Origin of the sequence: Streptomyces sp. NPDC059785, assembly GCF_042732375.1 — a bacterium.
Taxonomy (GTDB): Bacteria; Actinomycetota; Actinomycetes; order Streptomycetales; family Streptomycetaceae; genus Streptomyces.
The window spans coordinates 82,239-94,497 of the sequence record NZ_JBHWHV010000039.1; the positions used below are offsets into that span (position 1 = coordinate 82,239).

Annotated in this window: 7 protein-coding genes and 1 pseudogene; 1 reads left to right on the forward strand and 7 read right to left on the reverse strand. The window is 71.4% G+C overall.

Annotated features, from left to right (window positions below; translation table 11 throughout):
- Positions 1-12: 12 nt before the first annotated feature.
- The 6 genes from ACFV6E_RS26970 to ACFV6E_RS26995 form a co-directional block, all read right to left on the reverse strand.
- Positions 13-726, reverse strand: a complete 714-nt coding sequence (locus tag ACFV6E_RS26970; protein WP_385175524.1) for a hypothetical protein — start codon at positions 724-726, stop codon at positions 13-15.
- A gap of 30 nt (positions 727-756) precedes the next feature.
- Complete coding sequence (locus ACFV6E_RS26975; protein ID WP_385465137.1) at positions 757-2,988, reverse strand: glycoside hydrolase N-terminal domain-containing protein; 2,232 nt, start codon at positions 2,986-2,988, stop codon at positions 757-759.
- A complete protein-coding gene (locus ACFV6E_RS26980; RefSeq protein WP_385465139.1) occupies positions 2,985-4,976 on the reverse strand; it encodes a beta-galactosidase in 1,992 nt (663 codons plus the stop codon). The genes ACFV6E_RS26975 and ACFV6E_RS26980 overlap by 4 nt, the downstream gene beginning before the upstream one ends.
- 134 nt (positions 4,977-5,110) lie before the next feature.
- The gene (locus tag ACFV6E_RS26985; RefSeq protein WP_385465142.1) at positions 5,111-6,058 is read right to left on the reverse strand and encodes a carbohydrate ABC transporter permease; all 948 of its coding nucleotides are present in this window, start codon (positions 6,056-6,058) and stop codon (positions 5,111-5,113) included.
- Positions 6,055-7,086 (reverse strand): ABC transporter permease, encoded by a 1,032-nt coding sequence (locus ACFV6E_RS26990; RefSeq protein ID WP_385175513.1) that lies wholly within the window; start codon positions 7,084-7,086, stop codon positions 6,055-6,057. The genes ACFV6E_RS26985 and ACFV6E_RS26990 overlap by 4 nt, the downstream gene beginning before the upstream one ends.
- A 27-nt stretch (positions 7,087-7,113) precedes the next feature.
- Positions 7,114-8,817 (reverse strand): extracellular solute-binding protein, encoded by a 1,704-nt coding sequence (locus ACFV6E_RS26995; protein ID WP_385175510.1) that lies wholly within the window; start codon positions 8,815-8,817, stop codon positions 7,114-7,116.
- 361 nt (positions 8,818-9,178) lie between these two features.
- Here ACFV6E_RS26995 and ACFV6E_RS27000 point away from each other — a divergent pair, with 361 nt between their 5' ends.
- Positions 9,179-12,025: a glycoside hydrolase family 3 C-terminal domain-containing protein gene (locus ACFV6E_RS27000; protein WP_385465144.1), complete on the forward strand. Its 2,847-nt coding sequence runs from the start codon at positions 9,179-9,181 to the stop codon at positions 12,023-12,025.
- Between the two features lie 43 nt (positions 12,026-12,068).
- On the opposite strand, the pseudogene ACFV6E_RS27005 reads toward ACFV6E_RS27000, so the two are convergent.
- Positions 12,069-12,259 (reverse strand): annotated as a pseudogene (locus ACFV6E_RS27005) (hypothetical protein); the annotation flags it as partial.

The window sequence follows — 12,259 nt, forward strand, 5'->3', positions numbered from 1 at the left end:
GCGCGTAGTGGCTCAGCTGCTGCTGACCGTCAGGTTGTTGGTGACGAAGTCCAGGCCGCCGGACGAGGACGTGATCTCGTAGCCGAACTGGACGTCGCCGATGGTCTCGTTGCCCATCCAGCCCTTGGTGTCCTTGATCCACTTGAGGATCGGGAGGATGTTCACGGTGCCGGAGGACGAGTCCGAGGTGCGCAGGAACGAGTAGACCTCGTTGGCGCCGTTGTTGCCCTTGTAGACGGTCCAGGTGTGCCCGCCGAGGGTGACGTTGCCCTGTGAGGTGCCGAGCGGGCCGACGGCGCCGTTGTAGTTCACCCAGAGCATGATCTCGTAGTCGTAGTCGGTGTCCCAGATGTCGTACGAGGTGTTGTACGCGCCGGAGGACGGGACCGTGACGTTGTAGCTGCTGCTCAGCGACCCCAGCGAGGTGATCGTCTTGTTGACCACCTTCTTGGAGTTCGGGTACGACTTGATGCCGCCGGTGTTGGGGTGGTTGGCCCAGACGCCCCAGTTGGTGCCGGAGTTGGCCCAGACGCACTGGGAGCCCGCGCCGGAGCCCCAGATGTTGTTGTAGAGCGTGTAGCCGTTCAGGGTCGTGTTGCCCCACTGGTCGCAGGAGTTCCAGACGGCCGCCTGGGCCGGGGCCGAGGCGAGGCCCACGGTGGCGCCGAGCGCCAGCGCGGGGGCCAGCAGTGCTTTGACGACCTTGCTCGCGGTGCGTGTTGCCATGGTGTCCCTTCCATGGGTGGGGGGATGGCGCTACTGCGGCCCCAGGGTGAGGACGCAGTCCTCTCCGGCGCGCAGGGCAAGCGGTCGCGCTCCGGAGGGGGTCTGGAGATCGACGTGCACGGTACGGCCCGGTCTGATGACGGCCGTGCGCCCGTCCGGACCCCAGGTCAGCTCGGCCTCGGCGCCGAAACGGGTGCGGACGCCGTGCAGCCGGCCCGTGGGGAGGGCGGCGGGCAGGGCGGGGAAGAGGACGAGCCGTCCGGGCGTGGACTGGACGAGCAGTTCGATCAGTACGGCGGGCAGCGTGTGCGCGGCGTCCGCGTTGTAGACGTGTCGCTTCGGGTAGTGGCCGCTCATCAGGGAGTCGTGGAAGAAGTCCCCGGCCAGCACCGCGTCCAGGGCCGCCGCCACCCGGGGCTCGTCGCGCAGCCGGGCCGCCACCAGGGCGTGGTGCAGGTATCCGTGCGCGGAGTCGTTCTCGGCGCCGCGCAGCGCGAGGGCGCGGCGGGCCGCGGCGGCGAGGTCCGGGGTGTCGTAGGGGTTGATCTCGTCGAGCGGCCAGACGCCGTAGAGGTGGCTGAGGTGGCGGTGGTCGTAGTTGTCCTCAAGGCCCTCCCGGGCCCACTCCGCCAGGGCGCCGTCGGCGTTCACGCGGTGCGGGGGCAGCCGGTCGGCCAGGGCGCGCCAGCGCTCGGCGTCGGGGCCCGGGTGGTAGTCGGCGGCGGTGCGCAGGGCGTGCCGGGCGGCGGAGAGGTCCATCGCGGCGTTGAGGGTGATCACGTCCGCGTTCGGCGGCCGGTTCTCCGGGGAGTACGAGGGCACCACGACCAGCCGGCCGTCCTCGTCGGTGCGGGTGAGGAAGTCCTCGTAGAACGTGGCCACTTCGGCGAGTGCGGCGGCCAGCCGCAGGTCGCGTGCGCCGCGCGTCTCGTCGTGGTCCACGAGCGGTTTGAGCAGCCAGTCGGCGCCCGCCGTCCATACCTGCAAGGGGTAGTCGCGGTCGAAGTGCAGGATGTGCCCGCGCTCGCCGTCGGTGTGCGCGGGGGCGACGACGCCGCGGGTGCCGAAGACGGCGCGGGCGTTGTCGCGCCAGTCGGGGAGCTGGCCGTGCACCAGGGCGGCATGGCCCTCGGTGACCTCGGGCAGCGCGCCTGCGGCGGCGGAGGCGGTCTGGAGGTTGACGTTGGCGTCCGTGGTGAACGCCCCGGACCAGGCCGTGTCCCACTCCCCCGTCCACAGGCCGGTCAGGCGCGGCGGCATCATCCCGGCGGAGGACAGCAGGTGGTAGCGGCCCGCCGCGAAGAGCCGTTCGAGCAGCGCGGGGCTCTTGGGGCGGCGCAGCAGTTCGGAGCCGGGCAGGGCGCGTTCGGCGGGCTCCGCGCCGAGGTCGAGCCCGGCGCGCAGGTAGGCGGTCCGGTGCAGGCGGGTGTGGCGGGCGAGCAGCCGGTCGTAAGCGTCCTCCTCGCCCGGTTCCGGCAGCAGGGCGCGCAGCTCGCGGGCCTCGGCGAGCACGTCCAGCTCCCTGGTGTGCCGCGTCACGCGGGTGAGCAGCAGCAGCGAGCGCGCGCCCGTGACCCGCAGCCCCGGCAGCGCGGTGCTCGCCCGGCCCTCGGTGACCACCGCGAGGGTCACGCCCGTGTACGCCAGGTCGCTGCCGGGGTAGCGGGCGCGCAGGGTGAGCAGGGCGCCCTCGGCGGTGAGGACGCAGCCGTGGCCGACGGTGAGTTCGCGGGGCGCCCCGGGCAGCCGGTGGTCGAGGGTGACGTCGACGGTGAGCCCCGGTTCGGTCACCCGCTGGACGATCACGTCGTCGGCGCGGGAGACGAAGACCTCGCTGCGCCAGCCGCCGCAGCCGGCCGTGACGACGCCGGTGGTGAAGTCGGTCTCGCGGCGGTAGTCGCGCCATTCGGCGGCCGGTCTGCGCAGCCGTATCTGGAAGGCGGGGTGGAACGCGGGCACCCACAGCAGCGGCCGGCCGTCGGTGAATTCCGCGCCCGCCGTGGTGTCCCCGGCCAGCAACCGGTCCTGGAGGCGCGGGAGTCGGTCGGCCAGCTCGGGCGGTCCCGCCGTCTCGGTGCCGTTGGGGCGGACCAGCCGGTGATGGTTGACGATGACCCGGTCACTGTTCGGATCACCGAACACCATGACGCCGTGCCGGCCGTTGCCGCTCAGGGAGGCATCCTCCCAGCGGGCGGCGGGCACCGGTTCCCAGGTGCCGTGCACGGGCTCTGGCGCCGCGCCGCTCGCGCTGCCGCCGGTCATGGTGCCTCCTGGAGGACGACGGCGCCGTAGCGCCCGAGTTCCGCCTCTTCGGCGAGGTGCGCGCCGGTGAGCAGGTCGCGGTGGCTGCCGGGCACCGGCACGGTGACCGGCTCGCGCCCGTGGTTGAGCAGGAACAGCAGCCCGCCCCGACGCACCGCCTCGACCCCGTCGGGCAGCGCGTCGAGCGGCGGGCGCACCCCGGCCTGCGCGGCGATCCGGGCGAGCAGGATGCGCAGCGCCTCCGGTTCCGGGAGCGTGGAGAAGTACCAGGCGCGGCCCTTGCGCAGCACCGCGGGACAGCCGTCCAGCTCGCCGTCCCGGTACGGGATGACGGAGTCGGCGTCCGCGGCCTCGATCTCCTCGGACCACAGCGTGCCCCGGAAGCCCTCCGCCCCGACGGTCTCGCCCGCGTCGAGGGGCCACCACTCGTGCAGCGTGCGGATGCCGAAGAGGTCGCGCAGCCGGGCGTCCATGCCGCCGGGGCGGACCCGGTCGTCCTCGTCGGCGACGCCGGTCAGGAACCCGGAGACGAGGGTGCCGCCGCCGCGCACGTACGCCACGAGGTTGTCGGCCGCGGCGTCGGTGAGCAGGTGGAGCTGGGGCACGACGACGAGCCGGTAGCCGGACAGGTCGTGCCCGGGGTGGGCGAAGGACACCGTGGTGTGCGCCTCCCACAGGGCGCGGTGCCAGGCCCGTACGACCTCCGGGTAGTCGATCTCGGCGGAGAGCCGGCCGTTCTGCCCGCTCGCCCACCAGGCGTTCCAGTCGAGCAGTACGGCGACGTCGGCACCCTCGACGCAGGTGCCCGCGACGTGCTCGCCGAGCCGGGCCAGCTCGGCCCCGATCCGCTTGACCTCCTGGAAGGTGCGGCCCTCGGGACCCGCGTGGGAGAGCATCCCGGAGTGGAACTTCTCGGCGCCCTGCCGGGACTGCCGCCACTGGAAGTAGCAGACGGCGTCGGCGCCCCGGGCCACCGCCTGGAGCGACCACAGACGGTTGAGGCCGCGCGGTCTCGGGTGGTTCACGGGGCGCCAGTTCACCGCTCCGGCGGCCTGTTCCATGATCGCCCATGGGCCGCCGCGCGCCTGCGAGCGGGTCATGTCGTGGATCAGCGCCCCGTACTGGCCGCCGAGCCGGTCCCGCGGGTCGGGGTAGACGTCGACCGAGACGACGTCCTCCTGGTCCGCCCACGCCCAGGCGTCCTGCCCCTGCCAGAACGGCATGAAGTTCGTGGTCACGGGGATGTGCGGGGTGTGCCGACGGACGATGTCACGTTCGGCGAGATAGCACTCCAGCAGCGCGTCGGAGGTGAACCGCTTGAAGTCGAGGACCTGGGCGGGGTTGTGCAGGTACTGGACGCGGCGCGGCGGGACGATCTCGTCGAAGGTGTCGTAGCGCTGGCCCCAGAAGTTGGTGCCCCAGGCGGTGTTGAGCGCGTCCACGGTCTCGTACCGGCGGTGCAGCCAGGCGCGGAAGGCGCGGGCCGCCTCGTCGCCGAAGTCGTAGGTGCAGTACTCGTTGTTGATGTGCCACATCGTGAGGGCGGGGTGGCCGGCGTAGCGGGCGGCCAGGTCCTCGGTGATCGCGGCGGCGTGGCGCCGGTAGACCTCGCTGGAGTGCGCGAACTGCTGGCGCGAGCCCCACCAGATCGTCTGCCCGTCCTCGTCGCGCGGCAGCGTCTCGGGGTGCAGCCGGCCGAGCCACGGGGGCGGCGCGGAGGTGGGGGTGGCGAGCACGACGCCGACGCCGTGCTCGTGCAGCAGGTCCATCAGCCGGTCGAGCCAGCCGAACTCGCGGGCGCCCGGCCGGGGTTCGATCCGGGCCCAGGAGAAGACGCCGACGGTGACGGAGTTGACGCCGGCCTCCTTCATCAGGCGGACGTCCTCCTGCCAGGTCTCCTCGGGCCACTGCTCGGGGTTGTAGTCGCCGCCGAAGAGGATGCGGCCGCGGGTGGCGTCGTCGAGCGTCGGCGTCGGCGACGTGCGCATGACATACCTCTTGTCTGGATACGGGGTGCGGAAGACGGTCGGTTTCTGGTGACCGCCGTGCCCGGCCGGTGAGAGGTTCGACCGGGCACGGCGGCGTGGGAGGGGCCCCGGCGGCGGCCGGGGCCGGTGGCGCGTCAGCCCTTGACCGCGCCCGTGAGCATGCCCTTCTTGAAGTGCCGCTGGACGAACGGCGACAGGACCGCGACCGGCAGCAGCGCCATGACCATCACGGCCATCTGCACCGCGAGACCCGAGAGCTCACCGGTCTTGATGGCCTGGCCGAGGCCGACCGGCGCCTCCTGTTTCTGCACGAGCTGGATCATGACGTTCTGGAGCGGCATCATCTGCTGGTCGTTGAGGTACAGGGACGCGTTGAACCAGGCGCTCCAGTACCCGACGGCGTAGAACAGGGTGATCACCGCGAGGACCGCTCGGGACAGCGGCATCACGATCTGCCACAGGATCCGGACGTCACCGGCGCCGTCGATGCGGGCGCTGTCGATCAGCTCCTGCGAGATGCCCATGAAGAAGCCGCGCAGCACCAGGATGTTGAAGACACTGATCGCGCTCGGCAGGATCAGCGCGAGATAGGTGTCCGTCAGCCCGAGCGACTGCACCAGCAGGTACGTCGGGATGAGACCGGCGCTGAAGAACATGGTGGCCAGCAGGACCATCAGGATCCAGCGGTGGCCGAGGGAGCCGGTCCGCGACAGCCCGTACGCGCAGAGCACCGACACCGCCATCGAGAACAGGGTGCCGACCAGGGTGATCAGGATGCTGATCACCGCGGCCCGGGTGACCTGGCCGCCGCTCAGCAGCTCCCGGTAGGCGACGAAGGTGATGCCCTTGGGGATCATCACCAGGCCGCCGGCCTCGTCGATGGTCTTCCTGGACGACAGGCTGGTGACCACGACGATCCACAGCGGGAAGAGGATGCCGAGACAGGCCAGGGCCAGGACCAGGCCCTTGGCCGCCAGCCCGGCCGGCCGGGGCTTCTCCTCCCAGGCCGGCCGGGGCGGCGCCGCCCAGCGGCCGGGCTCGCGCACGGGCCTCCGGAGGTCCTTGTCGATGACGGCGGTCACTTCTTGTACACCCCCTGCTCGCCCATGAGATGGGCCACCTTGTTCGCGGCGAGGACCAGCCCCAGGCTGACCACGCCTTTGACGAGTCCTGCGGCGGCCGCATAACCGAAGTCCTGGTTGCGTACGCCGTTCCACCACACGAAGGTGTCCAGGACCTCGGACGCGCTCGGTCCGACGGCGTCGCGTTGCAGCAGGATCTGTTCGAAGCCGACGGTGAGCGCGTCGCCGACGCGCAGCACGAGCAGCAGGGCGATGACCGGGCGCAGCGCGGGCAGCGTGACGTGCCACATCCGGCGCCAGCGGCTCGCGCCGTCCATCGCGGCGGCCTCGTACAGATCGGGGCTGACCGAGGCGAGCGCGGCGAGGAAGACGATGATCCCCCAGCCGGCGTCCTTCCACACGCTCTGCGCGGTGATCAGGAACTTGAAGGTCTCCGGGTCGGTCATGATGTCGAGCCCGTCGTACCCGTGCTGCCGCAGCAGCTGGGAGAGGATGCCCGCGCCGCCGAAGAGCTGCTGGAAGACGGCGATGACCAGCACCCACGAGAAGAAGTGCGGCAGGTACAGGATCGCCTGCGAGATCGCCCGCACCCGGGGCCTGACCACGCTGTTGATGAGCAGCGCGAGTCCGACCGGGATCGGGAAGAAGAGCACGAGCTGGAGGAAGAAGAGCACCAGTGTGTTCTGGACCGCGCTCCAGAAGGCGGAGTCCGCGAAGATCCGCTGGAAGTTCTCCAGGCCCACCCAGGGGCTGTGCAGGATGGAGACGACCCCGTTGTCGCTGATGTAGGGGTCGTAGTCCTGGAAGGCGACGACGTTGCCGAGGATCGGCACGTAGTTGAAGAGCAGGATCAGCACCACGGCCGGCAGCGTCATCAGCAGCAGGACGCGGTCGCGTCTGAACCGCGTGCGCAGGCCCACCTTCCCGGACGGGCGTTTCCGGGGACCGGTGGCGCCGCCGGACGCCACCGGGGTCTTCTTGGTCGTTGCGGCCTCGGCCCTGCTCCGAGGCACCGTGCTGTGCGACACGGCCGTTCTCCTTGCCTCAGCCCCGGGTCAGTTCGCCGCCGAGCCGTTCGAGCCGTTTTCATCGAGAAGCTTCTTGTACCAGTCGCGGAGCTTGTCGCCGCCCTTGCTCTTCCACTCGGAGACGGCCTGCTGCACATCGCTGATCTTCTTGCGGCCGCGCACGAAGTCGTCCTCCAACTGCTCGAAGTCGTTGGAGAGGTTGGTGTAGCGGCTGGGCTCGATGATCGTCATGCCGTAGAACGAGGACTTCTTGGTGAAGGCGCCCATCCGCTGCTGCCACTCGACCTGCGCCTTGGTGACGTCGGGGAAGTCGGGATGGGCGAGGGTCGAGGCGGGGCTGGCGATCATCACGTAGGCGTTGATGACCTCGCTGTTGCCCTTGTCGTTCTTGACGGGCACGCCGTTCTCGACCGTGTAGTGGGTGCCCTCGACGCCGTAGTTGGTGAGCATGTACTCCTTGGTGCCGTACGGCGCGGCGGTGACGTTGGCGAGGGCCAGCACGTCCTGGATGACGGACTTCGACGCCTTCTTGTTGATGAAGGCGAAGATGCCGGCCGGCTGCGCGGCCCACAGGACGGGGTCGCCGCCGTCATGGCCGAAGATGTCCATCCCGTCGACCTTGAAGTCCGGGTTCTGGGTGGCCTGTTCGGCGGTGCGGCTGTACCACTGCGAGATGTCCTGGTTGTAGACCAGGAACTCACCGGCCGCGAACTTCGGGCCCGGGTCGGTGGCGCTGGACTTGCCCAGCTTGGCGTCGGGGTGGACGACCTCGGCGGCGAACAGCTTGCGCGTCCACTCCAGCGCTTCGAGGTATGCGTCGGTCTCGATGCGGTAGATCAGCTTGCCGTCGACCAGGTTCCAGCCGAGCGGCTTCTCGCTGCCCGAAAGGACACCGAAGGCGTTGAACGCGGTCCACTTCATGTCCAGGCACGCCCAGCGCTTGGCCTTGGCGCTGGTGGCGTCCTTCGCCCAGGCCAGGAAGTCCGCCGCCGACGTGGGGACTTCGTAGCCCTCCTTGGCGAAGATGTCCTTGCGGTACAGCGGGACGATGTTGGTGACGTAGGAGGCGGGCATGGGCAGGCCGCGCAGCTTGCCGCCGAAGATGGAGCGCTGCCAGGCGTCGGTGGGGATCGCCGCGAGGTTCGGGTAGTCCTTGACCGCGTCCCCGGACAGATACGGGCCGAGGTCGGCGAACTTGCTGATGATGGCGCTGGGGATCTTGCCCGTCATGTTCCAGTTCGGGACGACCACCACGTCCGGGACGTCGCTGGAGGCGAGGACCGCGCCGAGCTTCTGGTCGTAGGTGTTGCCGTCCTGGTTCTGCCAGGCCACCTGCACACCGCTGAGGGAGTCCATCGCCGCGTAGTAGGCGTTGCCCGCCTTGGGCGGGGAGCCCCAGAACGGCGACATGACGGAGATCTTGCCGCCCTTGCCGAGCTTCTTCGGCACCGAGGTCTTCAGGTCCGCCAGATCGAGCTTGCCGGTGAAGCCGAGCGAGGAGCCGTTCTTGCTGGGGATGTCCGGTGTCACCACATTGCTGGCCACGTACGCCGGCAGCAGCTTCTTCGCGTCCTTGCCCGAGGTGGTGCCCTCGCGCGAACCGCTGTCCGAGCCGCCGCAGGCGGTGAGCAGCGGCATGCCGCCCGCCACCGCTGCGGCGGCGATCGCCGAGGAGGCGAGGAAGCCTCTCCGGCTCGGGTCGGAGGCGGCGGAGGCGGCGTTCGGCGTCATTGCGTCAACCCTTCATGGCGCACCAGGACACCCGGCGGGGAAGCCGTCGGCTGCGGTGTCTCGAGTGGAACTGGCTGAGCTGAAGCGGTCTTCGGAAGATGACGCACCAGGAACGGCGGGCCTCGCTTGTCGAAGCGCTTCGATGTTGCTGCGAGGTTAAGTGAACACCTGGGGGTGCACAAGAGCCGATTCGAACATTCTCATGCTCCGTTGAGGAGCGGACCGCCTGCCTGCGACGCCTTGAATGGCGCTCGGAAAGCTGAGTTGGTGCCTCTGCGTGTCTTGACACTCGCCCCTCCGTCGATCGAGCATCGAAGCGCTTCGAAAGCGCCCCGCCGCTCCACCGCAAAGGGATCACCACGTGACCGCACACCCGCCGCCCGCGCCGTCCTTCCGCGATCCGCGGCTGCCGTTCGCGAAGCGCATCGACGACCTGCTGGCGTGGCTCACGCCCGACGAACGGATCGCGTTCCTGCACCAGTTCGCGCCCGCCGTCGAACGCCTGGGCGTCGCCGCCTTCCGCACCGGACAGGAGGCGCTGCACGGCGTCGCCTGGATGGGCCCGGCGACGGTCTTCCCGCAGGCCGTCGGGCTCGGCGCGACCTGGCACGACGACCTCGTGCGCCGGGTCGGCGAGGCGGTCTCGGCCGAGGTCCGCGCGATGCGCGCCCGGGACGACCGCGTCGGCCTCAACGTGTGGTCGCCGACCGTCAACCTGCTGCGCCACCCGCTGTGGGGCCGCAACGAGGAGGGCTACTCCGAGGACCCGAGGCTGACCTCGGCGATCGCCACCGCATACACCCGCGGACTGCGCGGCGACCACCCCGTGTACTGGCGCACCGCCCCCGTGCTCAAGCACTGGCTGGCCCACAACAACGAGACCCGCCGGGACACCACGTCCTCCTCCGTCCGCCCGCGCGTGCTGCACGAGTACGACCTGCGCGCCTTCCGCGAGACCGTCGAGGCGGGCGCGGTGGCCGGGGTGATGCCCGCCTACAATCTGGTCAACGGCCGCCCCAACCACGTCTCCCCGTACCTGCGCGAGCACCTGCGCAGCTGGACCGACGAGCCCCTGCTGGTCTGCTCGGACGCGGGCGCGCCCTCCAACCTGGCCGACTCCGAGCAGTACTTCGAGACCCACGAGGAGGCGACCGCGGCGGCGATCGTGGCCGGCGTGGACAGCTTCACCGACCACGGCACCGACAGCTCGAAGATCACCGCCCGGGTCCGCGGCGCCCTGGAGCGGAAGCTGCTCACCGAGGCCGACGTCGACACGGCGGTCCGCCGCCAGCTCTCCGTCCGCTTCCGGCTCGGCGAGTTCGACCCGGAAGCCGACCCGTACGCGGACACCGCCGACTTCGACACCCCGGCGCACCGCGCCCTCGCCCTCGAAGCCGCCGAGCAGGCGATCGTGCTGCTCAGGAACGACGGGCTGCTGCCGCTGCGCCCCGGCACCCGCGTCGCCGTCGTCGGCCTCCTCGCCGACGAGTGCAAGCTCGACTGGTACAGCGGCACGCTCCTGCACCGCAGCACCCCGCTGGAGGGCTTGTACGAGCGGTTCGGCGCCGAGCACGTCGACTTCGCCGAGGGCGTGGACCGGGTCCGGCTGAAGACGGCGGCCGGCACCTACCTGCGGGTGCCCGAGGCGCCGGAGGCCGCCGACGAGGTGCGCGGCGCCGAGGGCGCCATCGACCCGGCGCTGCTCGCCGGCCGCACCGACCTGCCCCCGCTCACCGCCGACGCCGCGGGCACCGAACTCGCCCTGATCGACTGGGGCGAGGACGTGCTGACGCTGCGCGCCCCCGACGGCCGCTACCTCTCGGTCGCCGAGGACGGATACGTACGGGCGGCCGCGGACCAGCCCGGCGGCTGGGTCGTCCAGGAGACGTTCCGCCTGGAACCCGCGGATACGCAGCACGGCGGCCACCTCCTGAAGCACCTGGGGACGGGCGGGTACGTATCCGTCGCCGCCGACGGCGTGAAGGTTGCCGAGGAGAACCCGGAGATTTTCCGCCTCGACGTGACCGAGCGCGGCGCCGACGCGGTGGCCCGCGCGGCCGCGGCGGCGGACGTGGTCGTGGTCGTCGCGGGCAACGACCCGCACATCAACGGCCGGGAGACGGAGGACCGCACCACGCTGCGGCTGCCCGCGCACCAGGAGGGCCTGCTGCGCGCCGCCCGCGCCGCGAACCCCCGCACGGCCCTGGCGCTGGTCTCCGCGTACCCCTACGCGGTTGACGTCGCCGAGCTGCCCGCCGTGCTGTGGACCGCGCACGGCGGGCAGGCCGCGGGCACCGCGCTGGCCCGGGTGCTCGCGGGCGACGTCTCCCCCGCCGGACGGCTCCCGCAGACCTGGTACGCCTCGGACGAGGACCTGCCCGACCTGCTCGACTACGACGTGATCGGCAGCCGGCAGACCTACCTCTACTTCGAGGGCACCCCGCTCTTCCCGTTCGGCCACGGCCTGTCGTACACGTCGTTCGGCTACGAGGGCCTGACCGCACGTCAGGAGAACGATCTGCTGCGGGTGTCCTTCACCGTCACCAACACCGGCGGGACGGCGGCCGACGAGGTCGCGCAGCTCTACACCCGGGCCGTCGACCCGTCGGTGCCGCGCCCCCGGCGCGAGCTGGCCGCGTACCGCCGGATCCGGCTGGAGCCGGGCGCCTCGGCGGAGCTGTCCTTCGAGGTGCCGCTGCGGTCACTGGAGTTCTGGGACGTGGCGCACGGCCGGTGGCGGCTCGAACCGGGCCCGTACGAACTCCTGGCGGGCGCGTCCAGCGAGGACGTGCGGCTGCGTACGACGGTGCAGCTCGACGGCGAGGCGGCGGCACCCCGTCCGGTCCGCGCCCGCGGTCTGGACGCGGCGGACTTCGACGAGCAGCGCGCCACCGAGATCGTCGACCGGACGAAGGAGTCGGGCGACGCGGTGACCCCGGTGTCCGGCGGCACGGGCGAACTCCTGTACCGCGCCTGCGACTTCGGCGACGGCGTCACCGAGGTCACGGTGGAGGCGTCCGGCGAGGGGGTGGTCGACCTCTCCCTGGCCGACGGCGGCCCGGCGCTCGCCTCGGTGGCGGTGGGCGCGACACCGGGCCCGTACGACTACGCGACGGCCACCGCCCGCCTGTCCGTCCACGGCGTGCACGACGTCCGCCTCACGCTGCGCGGCCCGCTGCGGCTCGCGCACGTCGGCTTCTCCGGTTGAGGGTCCGCGGAAGCCGACGAGGGGGCCCGGCACGTAGGGGGGCCGGGTCGGAACGCAGGATGCCGAGGCCGGTGCCGGGCACGGCGGCCAACGAGTCGTCCCCGTACAGCTGGTACTCGCGGAAGCCGAGGAAGGTGAAGTGATCGGCGGACAGCCAGCGCAGCAGCTCGCGGGCCTCCTCCACGTCCGGCCGGGGCAGATCGGCCGGGAGCGGCACGTCGGCCAGCCCCTCGG